At 72.3% G+C, this 15,257-nt stretch carries 15 protein-coding genes and 1 pseudogene; 9 read left to right on the forward strand and 7 right to left on the reverse strand.

Annotation, left to right across the window (positions count from 1 at the left end; all coding sequences use genetic code 11):
* Nucleotides 1–75 precede the first annotated feature (75 nt).
* A complete protein-coding gene (locus DDE18_RS19235; protein ID WP_116573892.1) occupies nt 76–930 on the forward strand; it encodes a hypothetical protein in 855 nt (284 codons plus the stop codon).
* Nucleotides 927–2,078, forward strand: a complete 1,152-nt coding sequence (gene fahA, locus DDE18_RS19240; RefSeq protein ID WP_116573893.1) for a fumarylacetoacetase — start codon at nt 927–929, stop codon at nt 2,076–2,078. Before DDE18_RS19235 ends, fahA begins: the two co-directional genes overlap by 4 nt.
* Here the strand turns inward: fahA and mptB are convergent.
* Nucleotides 1,991–3,550 carry a polyprenol phosphomannose-dependent alpha 1,6 mannosyltransferase MptB gene (gene mptB, locus DDE18_RS19245; RefSeq protein WP_133241276.1) on the reverse strand — a complete coding sequence of 520 codons (1,560 nt, stop codon included), beginning with the start codon at nt 3,548–3,550 and terminating at the stop codon, nt 1,991–1,993. The genes fahA and mptB overlap by 88 nt on opposite strands.
* A gap of 123 nt (nt 3,551–3,673) precedes the next feature.
* Here mptB and DDE18_RS19250 point away from each other — a divergent pair, with 123 nt between their 5' ends.
* Together DDE18_RS19250 and DDE18_RS19255 are read left to right on the forward strand one after the other, a co-directional pair.
* Nucleotides 3,674–4,594, forward strand: coding sequence for a phosphodiesterase (locus tag DDE18_RS19250; RefSeq protein ID WP_116573895.1), 921 nt, complete (start codon nt 3,674–3,676; stop codon nt 4,592–4,594).
* Nucleotides 4,591–5,253: a histidine phosphatase family protein gene (locus tag DDE18_RS19255; protein WP_116573896.1), complete on the forward strand. Its 663-nt coding sequence runs from the start codon at nt 4,591–4,593 to the stop codon at nt 5,251–5,253. The genes DDE18_RS19250 and DDE18_RS19255 overlap by 4 nt, the downstream gene beginning before the upstream one ends.
* Here the strand turns inward: DDE18_RS19255 and DDE18_RS19260 are convergent.
* The gene (locus tag DDE18_RS19260; RefSeq protein WP_116573897.1) at nt 5,250–6,590 is read right to left on the reverse strand and encodes an MFS transporter; all 1,341 of its coding nucleotides are present in this window, start codon (nt 6,588–6,590) and stop codon (nt 5,250–5,252) included. The genes DDE18_RS19255 and DDE18_RS19260 overlap by 4 nt on opposite strands.
* Before the next feature lie 142 nt (nt 6,591–6,732).
* On the opposite strand from DDE18_RS19260, the gene DDE18_RS19265 reads away from it, so the two are divergent.
* Nucleotides 6,733–7,206 (forward strand): nucleotidyltransferase domain-containing protein, encoded by a 474-nt coding sequence (locus tag DDE18_RS19265; protein WP_211754641.1) that lies wholly within the window; start codon nt 6,733–6,735, stop codon nt 7,204–7,206.
* An 80-nt stretch (nt 7,207–7,286) separates the two neighbouring features.
* Here DDE18_RS19265 and DDE18_RS23455 read toward each other — a convergent pair whose 3' ends face one another.
* Nucleotides 7,287–7,631, reverse strand: coding sequence for an EamA family transporter (locus tag DDE18_RS23455; RefSeq protein WP_211754642.1), 345 nt, complete (start codon nt 7,629–7,631; stop codon nt 7,287–7,289).
* Nucleotides 7,632–7,878: 247 nt separating this feature from the next.
* Nucleotides 7,879–8,388, reverse strand: a pseudogene (locus DDE18_RS24290) (hypothetical protein); the annotation flags it as partial.
* Here DDE18_RS24290 and pdxR point away from each other — a divergent pair.
* Nucleotides 8,351–9,733 (forward strand): MocR-like pyridoxine biosynthesis transcription factor PdxR, encoded by a 1,383-nt coding sequence (gene pdxR / locus DDE18_RS19275; RefSeq protein WP_245916877.1) that lies wholly within the window; start codon nt 8,351–8,353, stop codon nt 9,731–9,733. The pseudogene DDE18_RS24290 and the gene pdxR overlap by 38 nt on opposite strands.
* 16 nt (nt 9,734–9,749) lie before the next feature.
* Here pdxR and DDE18_RS19280 read toward each other — a convergent pair whose 3' ends face one another.
* Genes DDE18_RS19280 through DDE18_RS19290 form a run of 3 tightly spaced genes read right to left on the reverse strand, consistent with a single transcriptional unit; the run spans nt 9,750 to nt 12,099 of the window.
* Nucleotides 9,750–10,010 carry a hypothetical protein gene (locus DDE18_RS19280; protein ID WP_116573898.1) on the reverse strand — a complete coding sequence of 87 codons (261 nt, stop codon included), beginning with the start codon at nt 10,008–10,010 and terminating at the stop codon, nt 9,750–9,752.
* Complete coding sequence (locus DDE18_RS19285) at nt 10,007–10,579, reverse strand: RNA polymerase sigma factor (protein ID WP_245916878.1); 573 nt, start codon at nt 10,577–10,579, stop codon at nt 10,007–10,009. Before DDE18_RS19285 ends, DDE18_RS19280 begins: the two co-directional genes overlap by 4 nt.
* Complete coding sequence (locus DDE18_RS19290) at nt 10,576–12,099, reverse strand: sodium:solute symporter family protein (RefSeq protein ID WP_245916879.1); 1,524 nt, start codon at nt 12,097–12,099, stop codon at nt 10,576–10,578. Before DDE18_RS19290 ends, DDE18_RS19285 begins: the two co-directional genes overlap by 4 nt.
* Nucleotides 12,100–12,278: 179 nt before the next feature.
* Here DDE18_RS19290 and DDE18_RS19295 point away from each other — a divergent pair, with 179 nt between their 5' ends.
* The 3 genes from DDE18_RS19295 (at nt 12,279) to DDE18_RS19305 (ending at nt 15,178) form a co-directional block, all read left to right on the forward strand.
* The gene (locus DDE18_RS19295; protein WP_116573900.1) at nt 12,279–12,548 is read left to right on the forward strand and encodes a DUF3311 domain-containing protein; all 270 of its coding nucleotides are present in this window, start codon (nt 12,279–12,281) and stop codon (nt 12,546–12,548) included.
* The gene (locus DDE18_RS19300) at nt 12,542–12,889 is read left to right on the forward strand and encodes a hypothetical protein (RefSeq protein ID WP_211754643.1); all 348 of its coding nucleotides are present in this window, start codon (nt 12,542–12,544) and stop codon (nt 12,887–12,889) included. Before DDE18_RS19295 ends, DDE18_RS19300 begins: the two co-directional genes overlap by 7 nt.
* A 147-nt stretch (nt 12,890–13,036) precedes the next feature.
* A complete protein-coding gene (locus DDE18_RS19305) occupies nt 13,037–15,178 on the forward strand; it encodes a carbon starvation CstA family protein (RefSeq protein WP_116573901.1) in 2,142 nt (713 codons plus the stop codon).
* The last annotated feature ends 79 nt before the right edge of the window (nt 15,179–15,257 follow it).

The following is a 15,257-nucleotide window of genomic DNA, read 5'->3' on the forward strand; positions in this document are numbered from 1 at the left end:
CTCCCGAGCGTCCGATAAGGGGACGCAATAATCTGAGCCTGTCCGGTATCTGCAGTCTGTGCTACGTTGCGGGACGTGTCAACCACGTCGTTCCCCGCGGCCTTCAGCGCTCTCGTCGACGACGCCGCGGTGTTCCCGCCCGGTGACGCACCGCTCGACCAGGCGGTCGCGTCGTACGCCGCCCGGCTGGGCAGCTGGGAGGCCGGGCTCGTCGGCCCGCTGGTCTGCCGTGACACCGACGTCGGCAGCGTCGGCGAGCCCGTGCCTGTCTCGGTCGTCGTGAGCACCGGCGCCGGTGGCATCGGCGCGGCCTGCCGGCTCGCGGCGCGCAGGGACGCCCGGCTCGCCGGGATCGAGACCGCACTGCGCGACCTCGACGACCTCCCGGGCAACGCCCGCCGGGTGGTCGCAGCGGTCGACGCCGCCCGCGCCGAGGGCCATCTCGACGACGACGTCCCGGTCTTCGTCGAGCTGCCCCAGGGCGAGCCGACCTACGGGTGGCAGGCTGCCGCCGACGAGGTCGCGGCCGCCGAGCTGCGGCTGAAGTTCCGCACCGGCGGCGTCGAGGCCCACCTCTTCCCCACCGCGGGCGAGCTGGCCGGCTGGGTCGACGCGGCCCTCGACCGCGAGACGCCCTTCAAGTGCACCGCGGGGCTGCACCACGCGGTGCGCCACCGGGACGACGCCACCGGGTTCGAGCACCACGGCTTCCTCAATGTCCTCCTCGCCACCCGCCAGGCCTTCGACGGCGCTCCCCTCGACAAGGTCGTCGCCACTCTCGAGCAGCGCGACGCCTCCGCCGTGGCGGAGGCAGCAGCGACCGCCGACCTGGCCGGCGCCCGCCGGTGGTTCACCTCGTTCGGCTCCTGCTCCGTGGACGAGCCGCTGGAGGACCTCGTCGCCCTCGGCCTGCTCGAGGCGCCGGCGTGACCTCCGGCTTCGGGCTCGACCACCTGCCGTACGGCGTGTTCTCGCCCCCGGGCGGCCCCCCGCGGGTGGGGGTGCGGGTCGAGGACGACGTGGTCGACGTCTCCGGCATCCGGCCCGAGCTCGGCGCCGCCACGCTGAACCCGTTCATGGCGCTCGGCCGCGCGGTGTGGGAGGAGGTGCGCGCCGAGATCACCGCCGCCGTCGAGGTCGACCGGCTGCCGCGCCACGAGCTGGCCGGCGTCGAGCTGCACCTGCCGATCGAGGTCGGCGACTACGTCGACTTCTACGCCTCCGAGCACCACGCCTCCAACGTCGGCCGCATCTTCCGCCCCGACCAGGCGCCCCTGCTGCCGAACTGGAAGCACCTGCCCGTCGGCTACCACGGACGTGCCGGCACCGTGGTGCCCTCGAGCACCGGCATCGTCCGGCCCTGCGGCCAGCGGAAGGCCCCGAACGACGAGGCCCCCACCTTCGGCCCCACCCGTCGCCTCGACATCGAGGCCGAGCTCGGCTTCGTGGTCGGTACGCCGAGCCGGCTGGGCAGCAGGGTCTCGACCGCGGCCTTCGCCGACCACACGTTCGGCGTCGTCGGGCTCAACGACTGGTCCGCCCGCGACATCCAGGCGTGGGAGTACGTCCCCCTCGGGCCGTTCCTGGGAAAGTCCTTCGCCACGTCCATCAGCCATTGGGTCACCCCGCTGGCCGCCCTGGCGGCGGCGTGGGTCGACCTGCCCGGCCAGGACCCGGAGCCGCTCGACTACCTGCAGGTGACCGGACCCGCCGGCCTCGAGGTCGACGTGGAGGTGGTGCTCAACGGCGAGGTCGTCGCGCGCCCGCCGTACTCCTCCATGTACTGGGCCCCTGCCCAGATGCTCGCCCACCTGACGGTGAACGGGGCCAGCGTGCGCACCGGCGACCTGTGGGCCTCGGGCACGATCTCCGGGCCGGAGCGCGGGCAGCGTGGCTCGTTCCTCGAGCTGAGCTGGGGAGGCCGCGAGCCGTTCGTCGCCGGTGGGCTCGAGCGCACGTTCCTCGAGGACGGTGACGAGGTGACCCTGCGCTACGCCGCGCCGGGAGTGCTCGGCGGCCGCATCACGCTCGGCGAGGTGACCGGGCGCATCCTCCCGGCGGACCTGCCCGAGGCCTGAGCCTCGTCGGAGCCCGCGAGTCGTGGGCCCGGCAGCCACTCGGCGGTGGCGATCTTCTCGAGCCGCTCCCGGGCGGCCCGGGTGACCAGGAGCAGCAGCACCGCCCCGGCGACGAGCATCGAGCCGATGACGATCGCGAGGTAGGCGCCGTGCAGCGAGGAGTCGAGGGGCGCCACGAGACCGGCGACGACCGACCCCGCGAGCAGCGCGGTGGCGGCCAGCCTGGGCAGCCGCAGGGCGGCCAGGAACGGCACCACCCAGAGGAAGTACCACAGGTGCACCACTGGGCTGAGGAGCAGCAGGGCGCCCATCACGGCCGCGACCGCGCGCACCGCTTCGGCGCGCGAGCCGGCGCGCCAGGTCAGCGCGACCCGGGCGGCGAAGGCGACCGCCGCCACCTGGGCCACCGCGCGCACCAGCTCGAGGAACGTCGCCGGCGCCAGCCCGGTGCCGAGCCAGCGGGCCAGCAGGTCGAGGAAGCCGCCGAGCACGGTCGGCAGCGACAGCGGCACGTTGACCGAGCCGGGCACGCCGAGGGCGTGCACCCAGCCGACGCCCAGCCCGGCCGCGAAGCCCGGGAGGACGAGCGCCACCACGGAGACGCCGCCGACCGCGGCGTACCGCCTCAGCCGGGTCATCAGGTCGGCGCCCGCGGGGAGCACCATCAGCGCGACGCCGATGCAGACCAGCCCGCCGGGGAGCTTGACGGCCGCGGCGAGGCCGCCGAGGGCGGCGCCCCAGGCCCAGCCGCGCTCCGCCGTGACGACCAGGGCCGCGGCCATCAGGCCCACCATCAGCAGGTCGTTGTGGAGGCCGCCCACGCCGTTGGCGAGCATGAACGGCGAGCACAGCACGATCGCCGAGGACAGCGCCGGGTTGGCACCGCACCACTGCGCGAGCCTCGGCAGCGACCAGGCGAGCAGCGCCAGGCCGACGAGCGCGAGGAGGCGGTGGCCGACGGCGAGCAGCCACGGGTTGCCCGTGAAGCCGGCCGCGACGTCGCCGAAGATCAGCGGCAGCGGGCCGTAGGGCGCCGGCGTCTCCATCCAGCGCGGGTCGACGCCCTGGACGACCGGGCCGACGAGGACGCCGGGTCCGTGCTCGTAGGGGCTGACCTGGAAGTGGGCCAGCACCCCCTGCGCGGCGTAGGACCAGCCGTCGCGGGAGAAGAGGGGCGGCGCCAGGACGAGCGGCGCCGACCACACCACGGTGGCGTGGCGGACCAGCGCGAGCGCGTCCTCGCGGGCCGCTCCCTCGGCGCGGGCGACGTGGCGGCACAGCGACAGCCACGCGGCGGCGTAGAGCCCCAGCCCGGTGACCACGAGCGCCAACCCGGCCATCCGGCCGGCCTCGGCGCCACGCAGCTCGCGCAACAGCTGGATCTGCATGAGCGCGGTGGACTCGGGGAGCGTCGAGATGACCAGCCCCCCGAGGAGGACCAGCACTCCGCCCGCGAATCCCCGAGTCAGCACGAGCGCACCGTAGGGAGCCTGCTCGACCGGCACCTCACGCCCACGTGAACGCCACCCCAACGCCGCCTTGCCGCTCGTCACCGCGCCGGGTCATCACCACCATCCGGCGGATAACCTGCGGCTATGCAGCTCGGCCAGCACCCGTCGCCCCGGCACGTCGTTGCCCACCTCTCGGATCCCCACGTCCTCGCCGGAGGTGCCCGGCAGTACGGCGTGATCGACACCGAGGCCGGGCTGGCTCGCGCCCTCGAGCGGCTCGCCGCCGTCGACCCCGCGCCGCAGGCCCTCGTCTTCACCGGCGACCTCGCCGACAAGGGCGAGCCCGACGCCTACCGGCGCCTCCGCGAGATCGTCGAGCCGGCCGCTGACGCGATCGGCGCGGTGGTGGTGTGGACGATGGGCAACCACGACGAGCGCGAGCCCTACGCCCGGGGGCTCTTCGACACCGACGACACCGGCCCGCAGGACCGCGTCTACGACGTGGCCGGGCTGCGCATCATCGCGCTCGACTCCTCCGTGCCGGGCTACCACCACGGCGCCTTCGACGACGAGCAGCTCGCCTGGCTGGCCGAGCAGCTCGCCACGCCCGCCCCGCACGGGACCCTGCTCGCGATGCACCACCCGCCCGTGCCGCTGCCCATGCTGCGGGCGGCCGAGCTGATCGAGCTGCTCGACCAGGACCGCCTCGCGGCGGTGGTCGAGGGCAGCGACGTCCGCGGTGTGCTCGCCGGCCACCTGCACTTCTCGACGTACTCGACCTTCGCAGGCGTCCCGGTCTCGGTGGCGAGCGCGAGCTGCTACACCAGCGACCCCGCGCCCCGGGAGCGCTTCGTGTCCGGGGTGGACGCCGGGCAGTCGTTCACCATGGTGCACGCCTACGACGACCGGCTCGTGCACACGATCGTGCCGCTCGAGGCGGGGACCGAGGTCAACGGCCTGGGCACCGACATCCTGGTCGAGCTGGAGAAGCTGACGGTGGAGGAGGCGCGCGAGCTGGCCTCGTCGAAGGCCTCGCCGTTCTACACGCAGGGCCAGCCCAGATGAGGCTGCTGCTGCTCCGTCACGGCCAGACCCACGGCAACGTGATGGGCGCGCTCGACACCGCCGAGCCGGGGCTGGAGCTGACCGAGCTGGGACACACGCAGGCGACCACGGCCGTGCAGGCGCTGACCGACGAGCACCTCGACCAGATCTACGTCTCCAGCCGGGTGCGCACCCACCAGACGGCGGCGCCCCTGGCACGGGCCCGCTCTCTCGAGCCGGTGCAGCTCGAAGGCCTCGAGGAGATCGCCGCCGGCGACTACGAGATGGCCACGGACCACGACTCCGTGCACGGCTACATCCACACCGTCGCCGAGTGGATCCGGGGCAGCCTGCACGTGCGGATGCCGGGCGGCGAGACCGGCCACGAGTTCCTCGAGCGGTACGACGCCGCGGTCGCGTCGATCGTCGACGCCGGCCACGACGCGGCGATGGTCGTGAGCCACGGCGCCGCGATCCGCTGCTGGGTCTCCTCGCGGATCTCCTCCGACGAGGGCGCGCCGGCAGCCACCGAGTCGTTGCACAACACCGCGTTGATCGTGCTCGAGGGCCACCCGAAGACGGGGTGGGACCTGGTGTCGTGGCACGGCGAGCCGATCGGCGGCGCGTTCCTCGAGGACGAGTCCGCTCCCGACCCGACCGGCGAGCCCGAGCAGGCCTAGACGCCCTCGTCGCCGAGGCCCGGATGCACCCACGCCTTCCCGGTCCGCATCTGCTCGATCGCTCCGGGGTGCACGCGGGCGAGGTGGGCCAGGCCACGGCGCCGGTAGCGCAGCACCTGCACGACTCCGAGGCCCCAGAAGGCGTACTGGACGCACATCGCCACCCGGAAGTCTGCGAGGTCGTAGGCGCCCGGTGGACCGTCGTGGACCAGGTCGAGCACCACCCCGATGCCGGCCATGGTGAGCAGCGAGGCCAGGAAGCCGCCGATGTTGACGATGCCGTTGGCCCGGCCCATCACGTGCACGGGCGTGAAGGAGCGCGCCAGGTCGAAGCCCACCATCGACGCCGGCCCGCCCGAGGCCATCGCGCAGGCCATGGCGACGACCAGCCACGGCGGTGCGGGCTCGTCGTGGAGCAGCACGACGCCCCAGAGCACGGCCATCACGCCGACGATGGCGAGCACGATCCAGGAGCGGTAGAGCGGGAACCGCGCCACCAGGGCACCGATGACCAGGCCGCTCACCACGACCCAGCCGGTGAGGGCCATCAGCAGGGTGCCGGCGGCCGCCTCGCTCCAGCCCTGGCCGCGGACCAGGAACGGGAAGCCCCACAGCAGCGTGAAGACCGTGAGGGAGAACTGCGAGACGAAGTGCGACCACATCCCGAGCCGGGTGCCGGGGTTGCCCCACACCAGGCGCAGCGACTGGGCAAGCGCTCGCAGCTTGACCTGCACCACGCCGTCGTGGCGGTAGGGCGAGTCCTTGACCAGCGCGACGACGGCCACCATCAGGACGACGCCGATGCTGGACGCGAGGCCGAAGGCGCCCGTCCAGCCCAGTGCGTCGAGGGCCAGCGACAGCGGCGCGGCCGCCGCGACGGCCCCGAGCTGGCCGAGCATCCCGGTGAGCTGGGTGACCATCGGCGCCTGCCGGACCAGGAACCAGACGGCCACGAGCCGGATCACGCTGACGAAGACCATCGCGTCCCCGGCGCCCAGCAGGGCACGGGCGAGTACGGCGACGGGGAAGGACGAGGCGAAGGCGAACCCGAGCTGCCCCGCCGTCATGATGACCAGGCCGACCAGCAGCAGCCTGCGGGAGCCGAAGCGGTCGAGCAGCAGGCCCACGGGCACCTGCATCCCGGCGTACACCAGCAGCTGCAGGACGGTGAACATGGCGAGCTGGCTCGCCGAGATCCCGAACCGCTCGGAGGCGAGCAGGCCGGCCACGCCGAGGGAGGAGCGGTGGAAGACGGCCAGCACGTAGACGGCCAGGGCGACCAGCCAGATCATCCACGCACGACGACGGCCGATGTCGTGGACCTGCTCCCGGCTCATGGGGCCGAGTCTTCCGCACTGCCCGGAGATGCCGGATGGCCCCCGGCACTGACGACCTGGACGCGGCCTGGCCGCCGCACCGCACTCTCATGGACCCGGAAACAACAGGCCCCGCACTGACCTGCTCGATAGCCTGCCCCATGTGTTGTGGGACGAGGTGGTCGAGGTTCTCGACGCGCTGGACAGAACCGGAGTCAGGCACTGGGTGGGCGGCGGCTGGGGCGTCGACGCGCTTGTCGGGATCGAGACGCGGCCTCACCGCGACCTGGACCTGGCCGTGGACGCCGACGACCACGACGTCTGCATGGCGACCCTCGCAGAGCTCGGCTACACCGTTGAGACGGACTGGCTTCCAGTTCGCGTCGAGGTCGCCGCACCCGGTGATCGTTGGGTTGACGTCCACCCAGTCAGGTTCGATGCACGAGGCCATGGGCTTCAGGGCGACCCCGAGGGGACACACTTCCTCTATCCCCCGACAGCGTTCGCCACCGGTCGACTCGGTGGCCGAACCGTGCCCTGCCTGTCAGCAGACCAGCAACAACTCTTCCACTCCGGCTACGAGCTGCGACCCCAGGACGAGCACGACCTACGCCAGTTGGCCACGCTGCGTCCCTAGCCAACGGCCCCTGGGATGTGGACGCCACTTCTCCATGCGTGGTGGTCGTCTCGCGGGTGCGTGAGCTCACCTCGCCGCAGCTACGCGGGCGCTCGCCGTGGCGCAGCAAGTGAGGCAGCGGCATGAGCGTCGACGCCGAGTGTCGGTGTGGTCGGCGTGTCTGTGCTGGGGGCCGGTGTGCGGAGACCGACGACGAGACCGGCCATGACTACGGCGATGCCGGCCCACACGGGGGGCGTCGGGACGTGACCGGTGGTCGCGATGCCGACGACTGCGGCGGCCACGGGCGCCACGCCGCAGAGCAGCGCCGCCCGGCCGGAGCCGATGCCGGCGACGGCGGAATACCAGAGCACGAACGCCACGGTGGTGACGATCACGGCGAGGTAGCCTGCGGCGGCGAGCTCGGCAGTGCCGAGCCGGAACACCGCCAGAGCCCTCGCTCACGAGCGCGAGTCCGACGAGCATCACGGTCGCGATCCAGACGGTGTGCAGCGAAACCCCCCACGCGGTGTGGCGACCCAGCACGGGTATCGCCAGCAGGGTGAACGCGGCCTCGCAGCCCAGGGCGACTGCGGCCCAGGCAACGCCGGTCGCGTCGGTGGATCCGGTCCCCACCACGAGCACGCTGCCGGCGGCCACGACGACCGCGGCGGCGACCGCCCGGGGATGCGGGACGCGGCGCTCCAGCAAGGGTCCGGCCAGGCCGATCAGGACCGGGGCGCCAGCGACCGCGACCGCGATCACGGCGGGCTCGGCGTGCTCGACGCCGCGGACGACGGCGACGTTGAAGAGCACCAGTCCGGTCGCGGCGAGCCCGCCCAGCCAGAGCCACTCCACGCCGCACGGACGGGCCACCCGCACGCCCACCATCCGGGCCACGGCGAACAGGAGCATGGTCGCGACTCCGTACCGCAGCGCCTGCGCGGTGAACAGTGGAGCGCCGACCAGTGCGTGGGAGACGCCGACGCTGCTGCCGACGAAGCACATCCCGACAGCGCCGCGTAGGACGTGGGAGCCGTTTGTCATGCTGCGACGCTGCCAGCAGTATGGCCCGATGGACAGATCCAATCGAGAGCCGGTCGACCGTACCATAACTGGCAGTGAGTTCCTCCAGCTGGACGTCGCGGAGGCACCTCGAGGCGGCGTGTCCGCGTGGCTGGCCGCTCGAGTCACTGACGCCATCGCCAGCGGGGCACTCCCCGTGGGCGGGCGGCTCCCCACCAGTCGTGACCTCGCTGCCGAGCTGGGCGTCTCGCGTGGAGTCGTGACCGAGGCCTACCGCCGGCTCGCCGAAGGTGGACACGTCGTGGGTCGCGGCCGCGCCGGGACCGTGGTCGCACACGCTCCGCCGCTCACCTCGCCCGGCCCCGACACCCCGCCGCCGCCCGTGCGGTTCGCCGAGCCCGACCTCGGCGTGTTCGGCGCGCTCCGCGCCGCCGAGGCACCGATCGACCTCACCCCCGGAGTCCCCGACCTGGCGGCGTTCCCGCGATCGGCGTGGCTCCGGTCCGAGCGCGCGGTGCTGCACGACCTCCCTCCGGGCGGGCTCGGATACTCCGACCCCGCCGGCGTACCCGTCTTCCGGGCCGCCGTCGCGGCCTGGCTCGCGCGCTACCGCGGGATCACGGTCGCCGCAGAGGAGATCGTCGTGGTCGCAGGTGTCGCCCAGGCCCTGGCGATCCTGGCCAGGGTGCTCCCCGCCATCGGCGTCGACAGGGTGGCCGTGGAGGATCCCGGCTCGTTCGGTGCACGGCGCCAGCTGGAGGCGTGGGGGATGCCGACCTCGCCGGTCCCCGTCGACGCCCTCGGCCTCGACGTCGCCGCCCTCGCCGCCGACGGCGCCCCGGCGGTGCTGGTCACCCCCGCGCACCAGTTCCCCACCGGCGTACTGCTCGACGGAACACGCCGCCGGGACCTCGCGCGGTGGGCCGACAGCGGCGGGTGGATCCTCGAGGACGACTACGACGCCGAGCACCGCTATGACCGCGCGCCGGCCACCGCCTTGCGCGCCACCATGACCGACCGGATCTGCTACGCCGGCAGCCTCTCCAAGACCCTCGCCCCGGCCCTGCGGGTGGGCTGGCTGGTGGTGCCGCCGCGGCTACGGACGACGGTGGTAGCCGCCAAGCGCGACCTCGACCTCGGCAACCCGACCCTCCCCCAGCTGGTGCTCGCCAGGCTCATGGACAGCGGTGACCTGGAGCGGCACCTGCGCTCGGTCCGGTCGCGCCACCGGCGTCGCCGGGACGCGATGGTCGCCGCGCTCAGGACACATCTCCCCGACGCGACCATTCACGGGGCCGCCGCCGGACTGCATCTCACCGTCACCTACGACGGTGATCCAGGCAGTGACGTCGAGGTCGCGGCGGCAGCCCTGGAGCGCGGAGTCAAGCTCCATCCGCTGAGCTGGCACCGCTCGGCGGACGGCGCGCCCGGTCTCGTGCTCGGGTACGCCGCGGCCTCGCCCTCCCAGATCGTCGACGGTGTCGCAACCGTCGGGGACGTCCGTCACCCAGGTGGTCGGTGATCTGCGTCAGCCGAGGCTAGGGCTGCCCCGGAAGGTGTGCTTCGTCGCCGGGGGCGTAGTCGACGATGTGGCTGTCGGGAGAGCCGCTGCTCAGCGCCCACAGCGCGGCGCCGTCGGCCGCCGCGATCACGGTGACGGCCAGCACCGCCGCCACCAGCCGGCGGCGGCGTTCCCGGCGCCGCCACTCGGTCTGCACCCGGGGATACGCGTCCGGTGACGCATCGACCTGCTCAGCCAGCAGCTGAAGCGCCTCTGACAGTCGCTGCTCGGCCTTCACGTGTCCGCTCCGAGTTCCTTGGTGAGCGAGGCCATGCCACGGGAGACGTGCGACTTGACCGCTCCGGTGCTGATGCCCATCGCCTCGGCGATCTCCGCCTCTCGCAGGTTGCCCCAGTACCTCAACACTAGCGCCTCGCGTTGCCGATCCGGCAGCTTCGCCAACGCCCGTACGACGGCCCGCTGGTCGTCCTTCACCAGGACCTCGGACTCGGCCGAGCCGACGTCGAGGGGCCCGACCTCCACGTGGCGGCGGGTGACCATCAGATGTCTGGTGCGCATCCGGACGAGGTTCACGATCACCGCTCTCAGGTACGGCAGGGCCGCGTCGCGGGACCGAAGCCGTCCCCATCGCCGGTGCAGCTCGTAGAAGCCCTCGGCGACCACGTCCTCGGCGTCGGCCTCGGCGCCCAGGAGGGACGCCAGCCGCACGAGACCCACGTGGTGGGTGTGGAACAGCTCGGCCAGTGCGTCCTCTCGTTCGCGGTCGCGTGCCGCAAGTGCGGCGACGGTGTCGGGCTCGTCGGCCGGCTGGGTCGGACCGACAGGTCCGGGGACCTGCTCGGTCAACGCAGCCGCCGGAGCCGTACCGCCCGCGACCATGGCGTCGCCCGAGGGAGGAACGCGCTGAGCAGGACGACGACGAGCAGGTTCGCGCCGAGGGCGACCAGCGCGGCGTACAGCGGCAGGCCGGCGACGCTGACGACGGAGGAGAACCCCCCGGTCGTGACGAGGAAGGTGCCGGCCAGCATGCCGACGGCCCAGCCTGCGAAGAGACCCGCCGGATGCAGGCGCCCGGTGAGCAGACCGAGGACGACGGCCGGGAAGATCTGCAGGATCCAGACGCCGCCGAGCAGTTGCAGGTTGATGGCGTCCTGCTCGGCCATGAACATCACGAAGCCGAGCGCACCGACCTTCACCAGCAGCGAGACGAAGCGGGCCACCCCCGTCTGCTGCTCCGGCGTAGTCTGCGGGTTGACGTACTCCGCGTAGATGTTGCGGGTGAACAGCATCGCGGCGGCCACGCTCATCACGGCTGCGGGCACGAGGGCACCGATTGCCAACGACCCGAGGATCAGGCCGGTCACCCAGCCCGGGGTGAGCCACTCCACCAGCGCCGGGACCGCCAGGTCGGGGCGGCCGGGATCGACGGCGATGTCGGCGGCGTGCGCCGCCAGGCCCAGCAGGGCGACGAGTCCGAGCAGGCCGGTCCAGGCCAGCAGGGCCACGGAGTTGACCCGCAGCACCCGTTCACTTCGCGCGGCGAACGCCGCCGTCAGCACGTGGGGGTACATCAGCAGAGCAAGTGCGGAGCCGAGCGCCAGGCTCCCGTAGGCCAGGTACAGCGACGGGTGCAGGGCGAGCGAGGGAGCCGCGCCGGTCGAGGTGTCCGCCGGGCTCGACAGCCGCTGCTCCAGCTCCAGGAAGAGGTTGCCGGCCCCACCGAGACGATGGAGGACCAGGGCGGTGACCAGGGTGATGGCACAGAACACCAGGACGCCCTTGACGAACGCGATCACCGCCGGAGCGCGGATTCCGTTGCGGTACGTCGCCAGGGCGAGGACGGCGAACACCGCGGCCAGGATGGCGTCACCGGCCAGGCCCTCGGGATAGGCGTCCAGGGCGACCAGGACGGTGCGGATGCCGAGAAGCTGGAGAGCGACGTACGGCATCGTGGACAGGATGCCGGTCAGCGCGACCGCCAGGGCCAGGCCCGGTGCGTCGTACCGGACGCGCACCAGGTCGGCCACCGTGACTGCGCCGACCTCGCGGGCCTCGCGCCACAGCCGGGGCAGCAGCCAGAACGCCAGCGGCCAGACGATGATCGTGTACGGCAGCGCGAAGAACCCCAGCGCGCCGGTCGAGTAGACCAACGCCGGCACCGCGGAGAAGGTGTACGCCGTGTAGATGGTGCCGCCCAGGAGGAACCAGGTCGTCACCGACCCGAACCGTCGACCGCCCAGCGCCCAGTCGGCCGGTGTCGGCGTGGGAGGGGCACGGTGGAACCGCCGGGCGCCTAGCGCCACCAGCGAGGTGCCGGCGAGGACCGCGACGAACGCCGCGAGCGCGGCCGGGTCCAGGTCGCTCACATGCCCTCCGGTTGCTAGCTGCCCGTCACAGCGCGCCGAGGTTACACCCTGCCCAGCCTCGAGGGCCGCCACCGCCAATCCGCCAAAAAAGTTCTGCCGGCGTGTAAACCCACGCCCTGCCCCGGGCAACTTAGCCGTGACGGGGGTCACAGCCCGACCAGTCGACAAGGACGTGTGCCATGGACCCAGAGCCCCAGTTGGAGCAGGGCACCACAGGTGAGGGGCGCAGACATCGACGAGCACTGCTCACCCTGGTGCTGCTGCTCATCCCGGTGGTGGCCGCGCTCGCCGTACCGGTCTACTCGAGGGCCACGCCACGACTGGCCGGCGTGCACTTCTTCTACTGGTTCCAGGCGGGATGCGTGCTGCTGGCAGCCGTCTGCCTCGGCACCGCGCTCGTGCTGTCGGGCGACGGCGAGCGGCCCGGCCGGGAGGAGGCGCGGTGGTGATCAGGCTGACCGGCAGGGCCCAGGAGGCGCTGCGCCCCGGTGAGGTCGTCTTCCTGGACTGGCACGTCACCGGCCTGTGCTGCGCCGATGCCGGCGAGTTCTCGGTGCGCGCGGTGCAGGCGGCGAAGCTGCCGCGGCGCATGCAGCCGGTGCACGACTCGCCGCCGGGGAGTGTGTTCGCGCATCCGGTCGGCTGGGCGCACCTCACCAACCGGGACGTGACCGTGGACTGCCGCCGGATCGGCCGCTGGCGCCGCTTCGTCACCGACCTCCCGACTGACGCCGGCCTGCGCGCCTGCCTCGGCCGACTGGCCGACTCCACCGCTCCACCAGACAGCTGACCCCCATCCCAGAGACCACCCCAGCGGCCACGCCGGGGACCAGCCAGTCCCGGCCGTACGACGCCTGACCAACCCCCTGATGAACGCGTGTCCCCACGCGCGCTTCGCCCTGCCCGGAAACAACCCAACCCCCACCGGAGGACCCACATGAATCGTCTCCGTCCGCGCACTGTGCTCGTCTGGAGTGCAGTCTCACTGATCGGAGCCGTCGCCTGGACGGTGCTCGCCCTCTCCAGGGGCGAGTCCGTCTCAGCGATCTGGATCGTCGCCGCCGCCCTCGGCAGCTACGCCATCGCCTACCGCTTCTATTCACGCTTCATCGCCGACAAGGTGCTGCGGGTCGACGACAGCCGGGCGACGCCCGCCGAGCGGCTCGACAACGGCGTCGACTTCCAGCCCACCGACCGGCGGGTCCTCTTCGGGCACCACTTCGCCGCCATCGCCGGGGCCGGCCCGCTCGTCGGCCCGGTCCTCGCGGCGCAGATGGGCTACCTGCCGGGCACGATCTGGATCATCGTCGGCGTGATCTTCGCCGGGGCCGTGCAGGACATGGTGACGCTGTTCTTCTCCATGCGCCGGGACGGCAAGAGCCTCGGTCAGATGGCTCGTGACGAGATCGGTCCGGTGGGCGGCGCCGCGGCGCTGGTCGCGGTGTTCTCGATCATGATCATCCTGCTCGCCGTGCTCGCGCTCGTCGTGGTGAACGCCCTGGCGAAGTCGCCGTGGGGGACCTTCTCCATTGCGATGACGATCCCGATCGCGCTGCTGATGGGCTTCTACCTGCGGGTGCTCCGGCCCGGTCGTGTCGTGGAGACCTCCGTGATCGGGGTGGGCCTTCTGCTCGCGTCGATCGTCGGCGGTGGCTTGGTGGCCGAGTCCAGCTGGGCAGACACGTTCACCCTCGAGCCCACGACCCTGGTCCTCTGGTTGGTCGGATACGGCTTCTTCGCGTCGGTGCTTCCGGTGTGGATGCTGCTCGCGCCGCGGGACTACCTCTCGACGTTCATGAAGATCGGCACCATCGCGATGCTCGCCGTCGGCGTATTCGCGACGACGCCGGTGCTGCGCACCGAGGCGTTCACCGACTTCGCGTTCAACGGCGCCGGCCCGGTGTTCGCCGGCTCGCTCTTCCCGTTCGTGTTCATCACGATCGCCTGCGGCGCGCTGTCCGGCTTCCACGCGCTGATCGCCTCGGGCACCACGCCCAAGATGATCCAGAAGGAGTCCCAGATCCGGCTCATCGGGTACGGCGCGATGCTGTGCGAGTCGTTCGTCGCGGTGATGGCCCTCATCGCCGCCTGCGCGCTCGACCCGGGTCTGTACTTCGCGATGAACTCGCCGGCCGGCGTGGTCGGGTCCACCGCCCAGTCCGCGGCAGATGCCGTCGCGGCCATGGGCTTCACGATCACCCCGGACCAGCTCACGGCTGCTGCCGCCGCGGTCGAGGAGGAGACCCTCGTCTCCCGTACCGGAGGGGCGCCGACGCTGGCCGTGGGGATGTCGGAGATCTTCGCCGGAGTGCTCGGCGGCGCAGGGATGAAGGCCTTCTGGTACCACTTCGCGCTCATGTTCGAGGCGCTGTTCATCCTGACGACGGTCGATGCCGGCACCCGGGTCGGCCGGTTCATGCTCCAGGACACCCTCGGCAACCTGTGGAAGCCGCTCGGCCGGGTGTCCTGGAAGCCCGGGCTGTGGGCGACCAGCGCTGCGGTCGTCCTCGCCTGGGGCTACTTCCTCTACACCGGCGTGACCAACCCGCTCGGCGGCATCAACCAGCTGTTCCCGCTGTTCGGCATCGCCAACCAGCTGCTCGCTGCTATTGCGCTCACCGTGGCGACCACGCTCCTGATCAAGAGCGGGCGCGCGAAGTGGGCATGGGTCACCGGGATCCCGCTCGTCTGGGACGTCGCGGTCACCATGACCGCCAGCTGGCAGAAGGTGTTCAGCAGCGACCCGCGGATCGGGTTCTTCGCGCAGCGCGACAAGTACGCGACGTCCCTGGACGCCGGCGAGGTGTTGGCGCCAGCCAAGAACCTCGACGACATGCACGCCGTGGTGACGAACTCGACGGTCGACGGTGTGCTGGCTGCGTTCTTCGGGCTGCTGGTGGTCGTGGTGCTGCTCGACGCGGCACGGATCTGGGTCAAGGCGCTCCGTGTGGGAAACCTGCCGACCACCGAGGCGGCGTACGTGTCGTCACAGATCGTGGCTCCGTCCGGCCTGATGGCCACAGCGGAGGAGCGCACTGCCCGCGACCTCGTCGATGCGGGAGGCGGGACGAGTCACTAGGACGGCGGACAGCCGTGCGGCCCAGGGTGGAGGGACCGCCCCGGGCCGGCAGGTGGTGTCCGGCCCTCGCGGCGTCGCC

It is taken from the genome of Nocardioides gansuensis (assembly GCF_003076135.1).
GTDB lineage: Bacteria > Actinomycetota > Actinomycetes > Propionibacteriales > Nocardioidaceae > Nocardioides > Nocardioides gansuensis.